Consider the following 15952-nt stretch of genomic DNA (forward strand, 5'->3'; position numbering starts at 1 on the left):
CCCGGTGTAGAGCATGCCGACAGACGGTTTCCGTTACTGGAGCGTGATGATCAGGTCGGCGATGCGTCCGCGCGCGGCGGCCGTCTTTGCCGGATCGATCGTCCAGGCCTTCAAGTCATCGAGCTTCACCGAGTCCGGATGGTGGGCGATGGTCTTGCGGGTCGCGTAGTCGCCGGGGACGTTGAAGGGCTCGAAGCCCGCCCCGCCGGTCGGCGTATCGTCGCCGAACATGAAGTCGATCAGCAACCGCGCGGCCGCCGGATGAGGCGCCTTGTCGGCGACCGTCAGCACCGCCGGAAACAGGATGCCGTTGGCCGGCTCGACATTGTTGGCGATCTGCAGCGCCCAGCCTTCTTTTTCGTTGTCACGACGGTCGGAATAGGTGCCGAAACCGACCGGTGGGTTCTTGGCGTTGACGTCACCCACCGACTTGTTGAGCACGTCGCTGTTGGGAACCAGGATCAGGTCGTTGGCGAAGAGGTCCTTGATGAACTGTTCACCGGCGCCCTGAAGATCGCCTTCGACGTCGATATCCTTGCCGAAATGCGCCTTGTAAGCGGCTGCCATCTCGTCCGGATGCAGCGCGATCTCGGTGAGGAGGTCGAGCAGTTCGCCACGCTGGCTCGGATCAACCATCAGCACCCTTCCCTGCCACTCCGGCTGTGTGAGTTGCCAGAGATTGCTGACGGGCGAACCGTCAGGAAAGGCCTTCTCGTTGTACATCAGCACCTTGGTCGAGAGGCGCTGCGTCAAAAGCGGCGCCTTATAGCGGTCCTCCAGTTCGTTCGCGACCCGCGGCGGCACGTAGTTCACGATCCGCTTTCCCTCCAGAAGCTTGGTGAACACGACAGGCGTATCGGCGATATAGAGCACGTCGACCGCATGCACGCCGGCCTGCTGTTCCGCTTCGATGCGGGCGATCTGCTTGGTGGAACTCATGTCGAGGCCGATGAGGTCGATGCCCGGATAGGCTTCCTCGAAGGCCTTTTCGATCTTGGCGATGCGGCTCGACAGCGAGAAGACGGTGACGCTTCCCTCCTTCTGTGCGAGCGGCAGCAGTTGCTGCGGCGTCAGGCCGTCGAGATCGGACGCCATCACCAAGGTTGGTAATGCGAAACATGCGGCAAGCGCGGCACTGGTCAGTTTTTTCAGCATTTCGTTCTCCTCCCTTTGTAGTTCCCCGCTAGAGCATCCGGCCTTCAAGTGGGATCACCTTCTGGCGTAAAGATGCACTAGAATCAAAGCATTAGTGTCCTTCGTGCGTATGAACGCGCAGCGCTCTAGTCGAAGTCGTTGAATAACTCCGACAGCTTCTCCAGCCTGCCGATCACCTGCCCCTGATGGCGGCCGGCGATCGTGAGCACGATGGCGTTGACGATCGCAAACGGGATCGTCGGTGTCTGAAATTCGCTGCCCGAGCGCCCCCTCGGCGCTGCGAGCATCAGATCGGCGGCGGGCTCCATCAGCGGCCCGACCAGATCGGAAACGAGGATCGATTGCGCACCGACCCGCGTCGCGTGGCGCACCAGCGGACCGTAGCTTTGCGGCTGTTTGCGAAAGGCAAGCGCCACCACGAGGTCGCCCGCCTCCATGCCGACCAGGCGCTCGGCGATGTCCCGGCCGCGGCCCGTCAGCTGGATCGTGGTCATGCCGAAGCGGTCGAGGCGACGCTGCAGGAAACCGGCAACCGATTGCGCGTGCCCCTGCCCGAAGATGAAGACCCGGCGCGCCGAAAAGATCATGTCGGCGGCCCTGTCGATATCCGCCTGCTCGACCGAGCGGGCGAGCGTTTCGAGCGCGCTGATCTCGGCTGCGATCAGATCGGTCAGGTAGTCGCCATGCTCGACCTTCGAGACCGAGCGGCGCATGCGGTTGGCCGCGTCCTGATCGTCCAGCACCTCGCGCTGCAATTGCGCGCGGAGATCCGGAAAGCCCTTGTAGCCGAGCTTCTGCGCCAGCCGCGTGGCGGTCGCCTCATGCACGGAGGCGCGCTGGGAAAGCTGCGGGCCCGACAGGAACGCGGCCTCCGCCCGATTTTCCAGCATGGTCGTGATCAGCTTCTGATCCGCATCGGTAAGCCGCCTGGAATGCGTCTTAATGCGATCGAGTATCGTCATGACGTCCCCGCAAGTTCATTTGCAGGATCCATCGTTCCTGCAATTTTCCGTGCCGTCAATAATGACGGTGCAAGAATCTTTGCAAGGGGCTGCAATGGCCGATACGGCCTGGTTGCGGATGGGCTCCCCGCCCTGCAGGCCACCCGCCACAGGCCCCGACGAACCTACCTTCGCGCGCTTCGGGAAAGCGCATCTGCAATCTTTGCGGTTACCCGACAGATTCTTTGCAAAGCACCGCAAACCGACGCCGCCTGCCGTGGTTGCGCCGGGATGGCATGGGTCCTCGAACGATTGCTCCTCCGATTTCGGCGCCCTCTCCACGCAACCCACACACGGCCTCAACGAATCCTGTGCCTGCCGGTTGCACCGCTGATTGCAGAGAAACTCCGAGAACCACCATGAGCGATCCCCAAACGACAGACCTAGCCGTCGGCCCAATCCCGGGCAGCCGTCCCAAGAAAAGGGAATGGGCGATCGGAGGCTTCAACTGGCTTCTGACGAAGCACATGTTTCTGGCGGTGACAGCCACCATTGGTGTGCTGACGTCGGGATCGTTCATTTACATGTACGTCCTCTACCTGATGCACTCGGACGCGGTCCTCGAACCGGTCACCCTGGTGGAGCTTCTGGTGATGGCCGCGGTGCTCGCCGTCAGCCTCATCATCGCTGCGATCATCGGCGGTCGCCTCAGCCACCGGATCGTGAACGCGCTGGTGCTCATCCGCGATGCCGCAAAGGCGATTGCAATGGGAAACTTTTCTACCCGTGTGCCGGTTCGATCGCGACGACTGGGGGAGGTCGACGACGTGATCGACCATTTCAATCGCATGGCCGAGCTGCTGGAGAGCGCGGAGAAGGAGTTGCAGTACCAGAACAACGCCATCGCCCATGAACTGCGAACGCCGCTAACGGTGCTGCGCGGCCGCCTGCAAGGAATGCGCGACGGCCTCTTCGAGCCAACCACCAAACTTTACGATGGCTTGATCGGCCAGATCGATCACCTGACCAGCATCGTCGAGGATCTTCGTATCCTGGCGCTCTCGAATGTGGGACGGCTGGAGCTCCGCCTGGAGCCGGGCGACATGGGCGAGGAGGTCGAGACCGCCGTCGCCGCGATGCTCGGCGAGTTCGACAAGGCCGGGATGCCGGTATCGCTCGACCTCAGCCGGGCGCCGATGACGCTTGATCGCGCCAAGGTTCGACAGGCCCTGCTGGCAATCATGCACAATGCCACCCGCTATGCACCCGGCAGCCGGCTCTCCATCGTGGCGAAGATGAGAGGTTCGGAAGCCATCTTCCAATGCCAGGATAGGGGCCCCGGCATGTCCGATCTCGACATCGAACACGCGTTTGATCGGTTCTGGCGCGCAGACGATTCCCGATCGCGTGCGAGCGGCGGCAGCGGCCTCGGCCTCTCGGTCGTTCGTGCGATCGCCGAAGCCCATGGCGGTTCGACCAGCGCGAAGCGAAACGAGTTCGGCGGCATGACCTTTGAAATCGCCTTGCCGACCGACTGCGGGAGCAAAGGCGCGCAAAGCGTACTCTCTCCATGAAACCCGGATGAACTCTGCGCGGAACCTGCAAGCAGATGAGGCAAACCGATCGCATTGAACGGGCCGGACCGGTCCGCGACAATAAAGGAAACGATCGATGACACTCAACTTCAAGACGGCCGCGCTTGCTCTGGGCGTTGCCGCAGCCGCTTCGACGGCGCAGGCCGCTGATTTCAACAATTCGGGCGTCGACTTTGCCAATGTGGATCGTTGGACGGGGACCTACGCAGGTGGCCACATCGGCACCGGCTCCTCGAACCAGAAGGGCAGCAAGAACAAGATCAACGGCGGCGTCCAGGTCGGCTACAACCAGCAGATCGGCCAGTTCGTGGTGGGCGGTGAGATCGAGGCGGCGCGCGCCGGTGGCCTGCAGTATCAGGTCGGCAAGGGCGGCGCCTTGCAGCAAACCTGGAGCGGCACCGCCCGGGCCAAGGCCGGCTACGCACTCGACAACATCTTGCTCTACGGCACGGTCGGCGTCACCACCGCGCGCTTCGAGGGCAAGGGCACCGTGACCTCCGGCGATCGCTGGCACACGGGCTGGACCTATGGCGCCGGCGCCGAGATGGGGTTCACCGAAAACATCTCCGGCAAGGTCGAGTATAGCCAGACCCGCTTCAACGGCGTGGACTCCACGATCGGTGGCGTGAAGGGCTCGAACAATCTGGTCAATCACGCGATCAAGACGGGCCTGAATTTCCGTTTCTGATCTCGAATACGACCGGTTCTACCGTCCCCCTAGCACCGGTCGGGCGAGCTGCAACACCTCGCCAACCGGCGGCGCCTGCACCGGCGCCGCCACAATCAAAATCGGGCATGTCCCCCGAATGTCGGCCGAACCCGCCCCGGGCGAGCCAACGCCGAACGGGCCGCATCGGCGCCTTCGATCTCTAGCGCTCGCGAGCGCGTTTCAGGCGACCTCGCCGACGAAGCTGCAGCCCAGTCTTTCCAGTTCGCGGTCAACCCAGGACCGGTCGATCTCGCCGAGCACCGTCGCATTCATCTGCTTGGCCTCGGCCTCGTGCTTGGCGCGGGTCGCCTTGAGAACCGTGTCGGCATCGGCTCTGGGTATGCACACCACGCCGTCGAAATCTCCCAGAACGAGATCGCCAGGATTGATCACCATGCCGGCGATCGAGATCTGGAAGCCGATTTCGCCGGGACCGGTGCGGTAGGGTCCCCGGTGCGTCACGCCGATTGCGTAAAGCGGCAGGTCCTGGGCGCGAATGGCCTCGGCGTCGCGGATCGCGCCGTTGAGGACGAAGCCCGCGACCCCACGTTTTACCGCATGGGCCAGCATCAACTCGCCCATCAGCGCATTGGTGGTATCGCCGCCGGCATCGACGACGATGACGTCACCGGGCTCGGCGATATCGATCGCCTTGTGCAGCATCAGGTTGTCGCCGGGGCAGGTCTTGACCGTGAGCGCCGGGCCGCAAAGCACGCCGCCGCCATGCATCGGGCGCAGCCGGTCGCCGCCGGCGACCAGCCGGGACATGCTGTCGGACACGTTGGCGGCGGGCAAGGCGCGGAACGCCTCGATATAGGAGGGATCGACACGTTCCATGTCGTTCTTCACTCGGAAACCGATCGGCATATCTTGTTCTCTCCTCGGAACGGTTAGGCTGGCTGTTTGCGCAGGCCGAGGCTCTGCGGCGTTGCTAGGCTGAAGGCGTCGGGCGCTTCGCCGCCGAGCACGCTGATGATGTGCCGCGCAGCGATTTCCGCCATGGCCTTCGACGAGCCCTTGGTCACGCCGCCGATATGCGGCGTGGCGAGCAGGTTCGGCGCCGCCCACAGCGGATTGTCGGCAGCCGGCGGTTCCGTGGCGAAGCTGTCGAGGGCGGCACCCGCGATGCGCTTGTCGCGCAAGGCGATGGCAAGCGCTGCCTCGTCGATGAGGCCGCCGCGCGCCGTGTTGACGATGAACGACGTCGGCTTCATCAACGAAAGGCGACGGGCGTCGATCAGGTGGCGCGTCTCGGCCGTCAGCGGGCAATGCAGGCTGACGATATCGGCACGGCGGACGAGGTCGTCCACGTCGCTGACGGTTTCGATGTTCGCCTCGGCGAGCCCCGCCGCCGCATGCGGATCGTAGACGATCACGTCCATACCGAGCGCACGGGCCATCGCAGCCGTTTCCCGCCCGATCGCGCCATAACCGACGAGCCCCATCACCGTGCCGATGATATCCCGCCCCATGAAGGTCGGCTTCGGCCAGCGGCCGTCCTTGACCGCTGCCGTCAGCGGGCCGATCTCCTTGAGCAAGGCGAGCGAAAGGGCGATCGCGTGTTCGGCGACCGCACGTGCGTTCGACCCCATGGAACGCAATACCGGCACGCCCCGGTCAGCCGCCGCCTGGATGTCGACATTGTCGACGCCGACACCATGCTTGACGATGACCTTCAGCTTCGGCGAGGCGGCGATCACCGCCTCGTTGATCTGGCCCTGGCGAACCATGATCGCGTCGATACCGAGTTCGGCCGCACGCGCGGCGACGATGTCGGAGGCATCGTAGGGCGGCGAGAAGAAGACGTCGCAGTCATGCGCGTTGAGCAATTCGACCGCACTCTCGGCGATCGAATTGTGGGTCACGAGAACGCGCCATTTGCGGCGCTCCCCCATGGCGCTGGAAGGATTTGACACTGTTTTCTCCAATAGCTTCCCCACGCTGGGGGGCGGTCAATGTGAGGCGCGCGTCAGCAAGGCGCGGGCGCGTGTGACGATCGGCAGGTCGACAAACTTGCCCTCGAAGACAAAGGCACCGACGCCGTCCGCTGCGGCCGCATCTGCAGCCTCGATGAGGCGCCGGGCGCGGTCGATCTCGGCCTCGGACGGCGAAAAGCCGTCGTTCAGCAGGGCAACGACGCTGGGGTGGATGCAGGTCGCGCCATCGAAGCCGAAGTCCTTGGCCTCCCTGATGGCAGCGGTCAGCGCCACCTTGTCGGCATAGTCGGCCGTGCTGCGCAGCAAGCCGAAGGACATGATCCCCGCCGCCTTAGCCGCATAATGGATCAGGAGCTTCGGAAGACGCAGGACCTCCGGCGTCGGCTGCGCCGCCATCGATGTGGCGAGGTCCTCGCCACCGGCCGAAAGTGCAAAGACCCGTGGCCCTGCCGCTATGGACGCGACATTCTGCAACCCGATCGGGTCCTCGATCAGCGGCACGAAACGCATCGGGCTGCGCTGCTTCGCGGTTTCGATCGGCGTCAGATGGCGGTCGAGCCGGTGCAGAAGTTCGGGCGCGGACACCTTCGGCACGTAGAGCGCGTCGGCCCCGGCTTCGCACGCCGCCGCTGCATCCGCGAGCATCGCGGCCTCGTCATGGGTGTTGATCCGGACGATGACGATGGCACCGCGCTGCCCGACCATCGGCAGGTTCTTGCCGAGTGCCGCCCTTGCGGTTTCCTTTTCGCTCGGCGCGACCGCGTCTTCGAGATCGACGATGATCGCATCGGCGCCGCGTTCGTGCGCCTTTTCAAGGAACCGGGGCGAACTGCCGGGGACGTAAAGGAGCGAGCGCAGCCTCATTCGGTTCGTCCTCCCTTGATCAGATCGATCTCGTCGGTCGACAGACCGGCTTCCGCGAGCACGTCGCGCGTGTTTTCGCCAAGCGACGGCGCCGGATTGCGCCAGACGCCGGGCGTTCCCGACATCCGCGGCAGGATGTTGTGCATCGGCAGCGAACCGAAATCACGATCCTCGACCTCGGTGAAAACCTCGCGCTCGACGAAGTGCGGATCGGAAAAGGCATCGGCGATGTTGTAGACGGGACCGACGGTCGCTCCCGCCTCCCGCATTACGTCGAGTGCGTCATCGCGATCGCGCGTCGCGAACCAGGCCCCCACCGCCTCGTCGACCAGCGGCCGGTTGAAAACCCGGTCGGTGTTGGTGGCAAAGCGCGGATCGTCGATCATGTCGGCCCGGCCGATGATTTCGAAGATCCGCTTCGCCACGGCCTGGGTCGAGCCGGACAAGGCGACGAACTTGCCGTCCGCGCAGCGATAGACGTTCCGCGGCGAGGTCGTGTTCGAACCGCTGCCGACACGCTCCTTGATCTTGCCGGTGGTCTTGTAGATCGCCGCCTCAGGCCCAAGCACCGAGAACATCGGCTCAAGCAGGGAAAGATCAATGACCTGGCCGCGGGCAATGCCTCGCTCGCGGGCCAGAAGCGCCGTGCTGACGGCGGACGAGCCGTAGATGCCGGCGATCATGTCGGCAAGCGCCAGCGGCGGCAGCACCGGCTCGCGATCCGGAAACCCGGTGCGCGCCGCAAAGCCGCTCATCGCTTCCACCAGCGTGCCGAAACCGGGAAGCTCCGCGTAGGGACCGGTCTGGCCGAAGCCGGAAATGCGCACGATGATCAGATCGGGATTGCGCGCCAGAAGCTTCTCGGGCGCCAGCCCCATCTCTTCGAGCGTGCCCGGCCGAAAGTTCTCGATGAAGACATCGACCGTGTCGAGCAGCTTGAACAGCGCGTCCATCGCCGCCGGTTCGCGAAGGTTGAGCATCACCGACCGCTTGTTGCGGCCGTAGGTCTTCCAGTAGAGCGAGCTTCCGCCGTCGCGCCAGTCGCGCAAGGGGTCGCCGGCCGGCGGCTCGACCTTGATCACGTCGGCGCCGAAATCGCCGAGCTGAAGCGACAGCATGTTTCCGGCAACGAGGCGGGACAGATCGACGACACGAATGCCGTGTAGCGGCCCCTTTGCATCCGCATCGAAGCGTTTCGGTTCCCTGGTCATAGGTTGATCCGTCCTCATGCGTCAGGCCTGCGGGCGGGATTGCGCGGAAAACAGGGTCGAAGCTTCCGGCGGCACATAGACAAAGACCTGGCTGTCGGCGATCTCCCGGCTCGTCTGCACGCGGAAGGTGCTGCCGGCGCCAACAAGCTCATACTGATAGACGGATCCGAGATAGGCGCCGCCCTGCACCGTCGCCTGCACGACGTTGTCGCCGGCGCCGCCGACGATCTGCAGGCGTTCCGGACGGACTGCTACGACCACCTTCTCGCCCGTGCCGCCTGCACCGGCATTGGCGCGGATGACCGTTTGATCGTCCAGGCGGACGCTGGCAGCCCCGCCGCTGCCGCCAACCACGGTTCCGCTCAGGAAGTTCGACGAACCGATGAAGTCGGCGACAAAAGCGTCGGCCGGCGTCTCGTAGATCTCCTTCGGCGTGCCGAGCTGCCGGATACGGCCGGTGTCCATGACCGCGATGCGGTCGGACACGGCAAGCGCCTCGGCCTGGTCGTGCGTGACGTAGACGGTCGTGACGCCAAGTCGTTCCTGCAGCTCACGCAACCAGACGCGCGCCCGCTCGCGCAGCTTGGCATCGAGGTTGGAGAGCGGTTCGTCGAGAAGCAGGAGGCCGGGGCGGTAGACCAGGGCACGCGCAAGCGCGACGCGCTGCTGTTGTCCGCCCGAAAGTTCGAACGGGTAGCGCTCGGCAAAGCGCGCCATCTCGACAAGTTCGAGCGCCTCCTTGATCCGCTCGTCCTGCTCGGCGCGCCCGATCTTGCGCAGTTTCAGCGGATAGGCGAGGTTCTGGGCGACCGACATGTGCGGCCACAGCGCGTAGCTCTGGAAAACGAGGCCGATGTTGCGCTGCTCGGGTGGCACGACCGTTCCGGTTTTGCCGTCGAAAAGCACGCGCTCGCCCATCCGGATTGCGCCGGAGGTTGCGTGATTGAGCCCGGAGATCGCAAACAGCGTGGTCGATTTTCCGCAGCCGGAAGGTCCGAGCAGCGTCAGGAACTCCCCCTTCGGGATCGTCAGCGAAACGTTGCTGACGGCCTTGTAGGAGCCGTAGCTGATGGAGAGGTCGTCGAGGATGAGATCAGCCATAGATCTTGGCTCCCAGTAGACGGCGCGCCATGAAGACGAACAAGGCCGTGATGATGACTTGGATGGTGGCCAGCGCGGAGACGGGTCCGTTGTCGCCCTGGGCGTAGAGCTGGAGCATGGTCGAGCCGATGATCTCGGATCCCGGCTGGTATAGGAAAACCGCGGTGACGTATTCCTTGAAGAAGTGGATGAAGAGCAGCGCGAAGCTTGAAAACAGCGCCGGCTTCAGGAGCGGCAGGACGATGCGGGTAACGGTCGTCCACCAGTCGCCGCCGGAAATGCGGGACGCCCGGTCGAGTTCCTCGCCGATCTGCGACAACGCCGGGGCGATCGCACCGAAACCGATCGGAATGTAGCGCACGACGAAGGCGGCGATGAGGATCCAGATCGTGCCGCGTATCATGTCGAGGCCGGGAACCCAGATCACCGCATAGAAGAAGCCGAGACCGGCAATGATGCCCGGCAACGAGCGCGGGAACAGGGCCACATATTCCAGGGCACGGCGGAAGCGGTACTCGGAGCGCTTGGCCACGAGCGCGATCAGAACCACGCAGGCCGTGCCGATGATGCCGCCGAGGAACGAGATGACCACCGAATTGAGGATGGCCCTGATGTAGCCGGGCTGGCTGAAGATCAGCTCGAAATTGGCAAGGGTCAGCAGCTTCCAGAACGGAACCAGCGGCGTGAGGAAACTGACGCTCGCCCGCATGAAGATGCCGGCAAAGACGGCGACGATGGTGAAGAGCACATAGGCGGCGACCGCCGCGAACGCGACCCAGCGCCATCTCCCGAGATCGACGAGCGACGGGCGCGAGGCCTTGCCGCGCACCGTCACGAAGCGGCCGCTGTCCTTCATCAGGTGGCCCTGCAGCCAAACGAGCAGGCCGACGATGACGAGCAGCATCACGGCCCCCGCGCCGACGATGCCGTAGTCGGATTGCACGGCGGCGTTGATGCCCTGGTCGTAGAGGAAGGTCGTCACCGTATGGATGCCGCTCGGGCCGCCGAAGACGAGCGGGATCGCCAGCATCTCGATGCCGATGACGAAATTCAAAACTGCGGAGTAGACCATCGCCGGGCGCATCATCGGAACGGTGATGTTGAGCAGCGCCTTCATCGGGCTGGCGCCTGCCGAACGGGCAGCGTCCTCGAGCTGCGCATCGGCCTTGGTGACGGCACCGATGCACATGAGATAGGCAAGCGGCGCCTGGCTGAGGCCAGCGACGATGCTCATGCCGGTCAGGCTGTAGAGGTTCCATGGGGTAAGCCCGGTCCCCGCCTTGACCGCAAGGGTGATGTAGCCGGACGGGCCGTACATCGTGAACCAACCGAAGGCCATCACGAGGTTGCTGACGAACAGCGGCCAGATCAGGATCTCGCCGATCCACTTGCGGCCGGGCAGATTGGTGCGACCGACGATGACCGCCATCACCGAACCGAACAGCTGCGCCACCACCATCGTCACGACGGCGAAGAAGAGCGTGTTGAGCACGATCTTGCCCATGCCGGCCTCGGTGAAGAGGCGAACGAAATTGCCGGCGGTCAGCGCGGCATCGGGCTTGTAGAGCGGCTGGTCCAGGAAGGCCTGGAGGATGATGGGCGCAATCGGCCCGATCACGAGGATCGTGGTCAGGATACTCACGGTCCAGAAGATTGCGGTCGATCGGTCACGCCCGGCGTGCGCTGGCGACCATGCTGCGAGTTCGGTCATGGCAATAGTCCTCGAAGGCCGTCCGCATGCGCGAAAGACGGGCGTCAGGCTTCGTATTGTTAAGAAAAGGGGACAGGCCGCCGACCGGTATCGGTTCGCTCGACGGCCCTGCCCGTGGCCGTTAGTTGCCAGCCATCGCAGCGGTCCACTTGGTGGCAAAGCCCGCTGCGTCGTCGATCAGCGCCCGGTCGAAACCAACGGCGATGAGATTTTCCATGCCGACCTTCTCGGCGATCGCCTGGTAGGTGTAGCGAACCTCGGCTTCATCGACGTCTTCGCGATAGGGGGTCAGCCCGCCCTTGCCGATCTGGGTCTGGCCGTTGCGGCTGAGCAGATAATCGACGAACAGTTTTGCCGAATTCGGGTTGGCGGCTTCGTTCGGAATGCCGAGGCCGCGCAGCATGACCGGGGTGCCGTCGTCCGGGAAGGCAAAGCCGAGGATCTCGCCACCGGGCTGTTCCAGGCGCGGGAAAATCGTGATGCCCGAGACGGCGATGCCGACGAGATATTCGCCCGTGGCAATCTTCTCGTTCATCGGGCCGCCGGAGACTTCGCCGCGGATCATCGGTCCGATCTGGCGCAGTTCCTTCCAGCCTTCGTCACCCTTGACCTGTAGGGTCTTCCACCAGGCGGCGAGGCCGAAGGAATTGCGCGCCGCGTCATAGGTGGTGATCTTGCCGTCGAAGCTTGCCTTGTCGGCCGCCGCCGCCTTGACGAGCGACGAGAAGCCGGTCGGGCGCTGACCTTCGGGAAGCAGGGCGGCGTTGTAGGTGATGACGAGCGGATCCGCCGACATCACGAAGATGCCCGGATAGGGATTGGCGAAACCTGGCAGGCGCTCGATTTCCGGGCTCGGATAGTCGAGCATGCGGCCCTCGGTGCCGTAGCGTGCCCAGCGGTCGTTGGCGCCCGACACCAGGACATCGGCGGTGCGCGCGCCGCTGCCGGCCTCGGCCTCCCAGCGCGTGTGCACCGTGCCGGATCCAAGGTCCAGCGTCTCGACCTTGATCCACGGATAGAGTTCGTTGAAGCCCTTGATTACCGGCTGCCAGTTGTTGTCGGCCATGTTGGAATAGACGACGAGCCCGGCTTCCTTGCGCGATGCGTCGACGAGCTGGGCGTAGTCGGCCGGATAATAGTCCGGCAGCTTCGGATCCTGCGCGTAAGCGCCGGTCGAGAACGCTGCCGATGCCGCGACGAGCCAGCCGGCCAGTTCTCTTTTCATATAGGTCATTACTTCCTCCCGTGGGTTTTCCCGTTCTTCATCACGCGGCGCGAAAGCTCCTCACTTGCGCGGCGCGCAGCCTCGACCGTCGCCTTGGTGACGCGTTCGAGATTGTTGGCGATCCGCTCGCGCGGACCTGAAATGTTGACGACGGCAAGGATGCGGCCGTCCGGATCGACGATCGGCGCCGCCACACCGGCGGCACCCTCGACACGTCCGTAGAGATTGGCGACATGGCCGTCGCTGCGCGCGGCGCTGACGCGCTCGGCGATTGCGTCCGGATCGTCCTCACGTGCGACGTCGCCGCGCAGATAGGCTTCGAGGTCGCCGTCGTTCAGCCCGGAAAGCAGCATGAGACCGCTGGCGACGTAGTGCGCAACGCGCGGCGCAGCGATGTCGCGGTCGTAGCGGATCTCCCGCATCGGCAGGATCTTGTTGAGGTAGCGGACCTGGCGGTCATCGGTGAGAACGGCGATGAAGCCCGTCTCTTCGATCGCACCGACCGTCTCGCGGAGGATGGGCTCGGCCACCCGCAGGATCGTGCCCCAGCCATTGTTGTCCGCCGACGGCTCGCCGGGCAGGCGGATCAGCAGATAGCGACCATCGGCCTGCCGGGTGACGTACCCGCCCTCAACCAGCGTCCTCAAAAGAAGCAGCGTGCTGCTCTTCGGCAGTTCAAGCGCCTGAACGACCTCCGCCAGGGTGGAGGCCTCGCCACGCGACGCGAGCCACTCGATCAGATCAAGGATTCTTTCCGCGCCGCGGCCGCTCATTCAAATTCCCTCTTGTTCAATATATTGAACGCGTGCTATATTGTGAATGCTACGGAAGCGACTCGCCTTTGTCAAGGCGCTCGCCGGCGTCATCCCGTTTCGTGAACATGTGAGGCTGCCAGGACGCCGTCCCCGAACCCGCGGCCATCCGACCCGATCTCACGGCCCAATGCCGCAAACGCGTCTCACCGAGGCGGCATGCCGCGTTGGAACTCGCAACCCACGCGCGGAAAGATCTCGGTCACCGGCAGGTGGACCGAGCAGCATGCAAGGACGTGGCTGAGTGGAGAGGATGAAGCAGGGGGCGGAACCGGGAGCCGCGCCCGTTGCGCGGGACACCGGCATCATGAAACGCCTCTAGCGGCGGCCGCGTGCCAGAATGCTGGCGATCGCCTCTGCCGCCTGTTCTGCTGTCAAAGAAGTGGTATCGAGCGTTTCGAGCCCAAGGCTCCGGTACTCGGCAGCGTCCGAAAGCGCAGAGCCGATTGCCGCATCTTCCTCGCCTCGACGCGTGAGCCTTCTCGTCCGCTCGCTGTCGCTACAATCAAGCACGAGCCATTGGCCTTCGGGCCAATCTGAAAGTTCATCCGGCGTACAGACGCCAAGCAGGACAACACGGGCGGGATCCGCGATCTCGACCGCCCTCCTGACGAGCGCGGCATAGGACGACCATGTCGCCTCGGTCTCGCTGATATCGCAGCCGGCAAGCAACCCGGCCGGCTCCATCAACGCGTCCCAATCCAGGATCACCGACTGGGGAAGCAGGTGACGCAAATGCGCGACGACGGCCGTTTTGCCGGATCCCGGCGCGCCGAGGACATACCACATCTTGCCTTCTCTCATGGCCATTTCGCCGCCTCGGGTCGTCAGCGGCTGCGCGCACCGTTCCGTACCCGCTGCGCTCCGCACCAGGGAGTTGCAGATATAGTCACCCGAACACGGCGATCAACGCCCGGCGCGGCTATCGGCTGCCGCCGGGCGGTCAATGTCGTGGTCATTCATCCACCCCCATGGAGCCACTGAAGCCCGAAAACTTCAGCGCCCCAAGCGCAACCGAATGAACGCTCGCCTAAAGGACCGGATTGGCGGCGAGCCCAGATCGGGTGGGTTACTCCTCGATGTCGACCTTGTCGAAGCGATGCGAGCCCAGGGGCTCCATCACGTAGTTCTTCACCTTTTTCGACATCGGCAGCACGACGGTGGAATGCGCGATCGGAACCCAGGGCGCCTGATCGCTGATGATCGCCTGGGCTTCTTCGTAGAGCTTCGTCCGCTCGCCCTGGTCCGCACTGGTCCGCGCCTTCTGGAAGATCTCGTCGAGCGGCTTGTAGCACCAGTTGGCATTGTTGGCGCCGCCGACGCCGGCGCAGCTGAAGAAGTAGCTGAGCAGGTTGTCCGGATCGCCGTTGTCGCTGGTGCCGCCGAGGATGACCGCGCCATCACGCGCCTCGTCGCGCACCTTCTTCAGGTACTCGCCCCATTCATAGGAAACGATCTCGACGCCGATGCCGACCTTGGCGAGGTCCGACTGCATCAGTTCCGCGGCGCGCCGGGCGTTCGGCATATAGGGGCGGCTGACCGGCATCGCCCAGATCTTCATCTTCAGATCCTTGACGCCGGCCTGGTCGAGAAGCTTCTTTGCCGCCTCCGGATCGTAGCTGTAGCCCTCGATCGAGCCGTTATAGCCCCACATCGTCGGCGGCAGCACGCTCTTGGCGACCTGTCCCATGCCCTGGTAGACGGAATCGACGATCGCCTTACGGTCGATTGCCATGTTGATGGCGCGGCGCACTTCCAGCTTGTCGAACGGCGCGACCAGCGTGTTCATCGCCAGATAGGAAACGTTGAGCCCCGGCTGCTCCATGACATTGAGATCAGGATTTTCCTTCAGCTTGGCGATATCGGCCGGCGCCGGATATGGAGCGATGTGGCATTCGCCCGCCTGAAGCTTCTGCATGCGGGTGGTCGGATCGGTGGTGATCGCGAAGATGAGGTTATCGATCTTCGGCGCACCGTCCCAATAGTCGGCATTTGCGACAAAGCGGATCGCCGCGTCCTGCTGGTAGTCGACGAAGCGGAACGGTCCGGTGCCGACCGGCTTGCGGTCGAGATCCTGGCGCCGCCCCTCCGCCGCCAGCTTGTCGGCATATTCCTTCGACACGATCGAGCCGAAGTTCAGCGCGAGCTTCGACGGCAGCGACGCATCCGGCTGGTTCAGCACGAACTTGACGGTGCTGTCATCGACCTTGACGATCTCCTTGATCGCCGCCGGCATTTCCATCGCGTTGAACATTTCCCAGTTCGCGCCGGCGAAATAGCTGTGCCACGGATCGTCCTTGTCCATCTGGCGGTTGAAAGTGAAGAGCACGTCGTCGGCATTGAAATCGCGCGTCGGCGTGAAATCGTCCGTCGTCTGGAACTTCACGCCCGTGCGCAGCTTCAGCGTATATTCGAGATTGTCGGCGGATATGGTCCAGCTTTCGGCAAGACCCGGAACGACATTGGTGGTGCCGGGGGCGAATTCGGTGAGCCTGTCATAGACCGTCTCGGCCGATGCGTCCCAGGTGCTGTTGGCCGAATAGAGTGCCGCGTCGAACCCTTCCGGCGCACCTTCCGAGCAATAGACGAGCGTTTTTGCCATGGCCGGCGTCAGTGCCGCGCCCGAAAGCATGGTTGCTGCAAAGAGCGAGACAAGGGTGCTGCGCGTCCGCGCGAATTTCATGTTCATTG

Annotated in this window: 14 protein-coding genes; 2 read left to right on the forward strand and 12 right to left on the reverse strand. The window is 64.0% G+C overall.

All coding sequences use genetic code 11. The features are described 5' to 3' along the window. Window positions 1–33: 33 nt before the first annotated feature. The gene (locus tag OKW20_RS07690; protein WP_043614870.1) at window positions 34–1155 is read right to left on the reverse strand and encodes an ABC transporter substrate-binding protein; all 1122 of its coding nucleotides are present in this window, start codon (window positions 1153–1155) and stop codon (window positions 34–36) included. A gap of 125 nt (window positions 1156–1280) precedes the next feature. Next, entirely contained in the window at window positions 1281–2117 is an 837-nt protein-coding gene (locus OKW20_RS07695; RefSeq protein WP_043614872.1) for a MurR/RpiR family transcriptional regulator, read from the reverse strand. 506 nt (window positions 2118–2623) lie between these two features. Between OKW20_RS07695 and OKW20_RS07700 the strand changes: the two genes are divergently transcribed. Together OKW20_RS07700 and OKW20_RS07705 are read left to right on the forward strand one after the other, a co-directional pair. After that, a complete protein-coding gene (locus OKW20_RS07700; protein WP_429171277.1) occupies window positions 2624–3670 on the forward strand; it encodes an ATP-binding protein in 1047 nt (348 codons plus the stop codon). A 97-nt stretch (window positions 3671–3767) separates the two neighbouring features. Next, complete coding sequence (locus OKW20_RS07705; RefSeq protein ID WP_429171279.1) at window positions 3768–4379, forward strand: outer membrane protein; 612 nt, start codon at window positions 3768–3770, stop codon at window positions 4377–4379. 201 nt (window positions 4380–4580) lie between these two features. Here OKW20_RS07705 and OKW20_RS07710 read toward each other — a convergent pair whose 3' ends face one another. The 10 genes from OKW20_RS07710 to OKW20_RS07755 form a co-directional block, all read right to left on the reverse strand. After that, on the reverse strand, window positions 4581–5267 hold the full coding sequence (locus tag OKW20_RS07710) for an RraA family protein (protein WP_429171281.1): 687 nt from the start codon (window positions 5265–5267) through the stop codon (window positions 4581–4583). A 23-nt stretch (window positions 5268–5290) separates the two neighbouring features. Beyond that, complete coding sequence (locus OKW20_RS07715; protein WP_429171283.1) at window positions 5291–6316, reverse strand: hydroxyacid dehydrogenase; 1026 nt, start codon at window positions 6314–6316, stop codon at window positions 5291–5293. A gap of 36 nt (window positions 6317–6352) precedes the next feature. Beyond that, window positions 6353–7201: an HpcH/HpaI aldolase/citrate lyase family protein gene (locus tag OKW20_RS07720; RefSeq protein ID WP_429171285.1), complete on the reverse strand. Its 849-nt coding sequence runs from the start codon at window positions 7199–7201 to the stop codon at window positions 6353–6355. Next, window positions 7198–8412: a CaiB/BaiF CoA transferase family protein gene (locus tag OKW20_RS07725; RefSeq protein ID WP_429171287.1), complete on the reverse strand. Its 1215-nt coding sequence runs from the start codon at window positions 8410–8412 to the stop codon at window positions 7198–7200. The genes OKW20_RS07720 and OKW20_RS07725 overlap by 4 nt, the downstream gene beginning before the upstream one ends. A gap of 21 nt (window positions 8413–8433) precedes the next feature. Continuing rightward, window positions 8434–9513 carry an ABC transporter ATP-binding protein gene (locus tag OKW20_RS07730; RefSeq protein WP_429171288.1) on the reverse strand — a complete coding sequence of 360 codons (1080 nt, stop codon included), beginning with the start codon at window positions 9511–9513 and terminating at the stop codon, window positions 8434–8436. Then, entirely contained in the window at window positions 9506–11224 is a 1719-nt protein-coding gene (locus OKW20_RS07735) for an ABC transporter permease (RefSeq protein ID WP_429171290.1), read from the reverse strand. The genes OKW20_RS07730 and OKW20_RS07735 overlap by 8 nt, the downstream gene beginning before the upstream one ends. A 121-nt stretch (window positions 11225–11345) precedes the next feature. Continuing rightward, the gene (locus tag OKW20_RS07740) at window positions 11346–12458 is read right to left on the reverse strand and encodes an ABC transporter substrate-binding protein (RefSeq protein ID WP_429171292.1); all 1113 of its coding nucleotides are present in this window, start codon (window positions 12456–12458) and stop codon (window positions 11346–11348) included. After that, a complete protein-coding gene (locus OKW20_RS07745) occupies window positions 12458–13222 on the reverse strand; it encodes an IclR family transcriptional regulator (protein WP_402325093.1) in 765 nt (254 codons plus the stop codon). The genes OKW20_RS07740 and OKW20_RS07745 overlap by 1 nt, the downstream gene beginning before the upstream one ends. A gap of 357 nt (window positions 13223–13579) precedes the next feature. After that, window positions 13580–14071, reverse strand: coding sequence for an AAA family ATPase (locus tag OKW20_RS07750; RefSeq protein WP_429171294.1), 492 nt, complete (start codon window positions 14069–14071; stop codon window positions 13580–13582). A gap of 259 nt (window positions 14072–14330) precedes the next feature. Further along, window positions 14331–15944 carry an ABC transporter substrate-binding protein gene (locus tag OKW20_RS07755; RefSeq protein WP_429172290.1) on the reverse strand — a complete coding sequence of 538 codons (1614 nt, stop codon included), beginning with the start codon at window positions 15942–15944 and terminating at the stop codon, window positions 14331–14333. Window positions 15945–15952 lie beyond the last annotated feature (8 nt).

It is taken from the genome of Ensifer sp. LBL (assembly GCF_050435225.1).
Taxonomy (GTDB): domain Bacteria; phylum Pseudomonadota; class Alphaproteobacteria; order Rhizobiales; family Rhizobiaceae; genus Ensifer.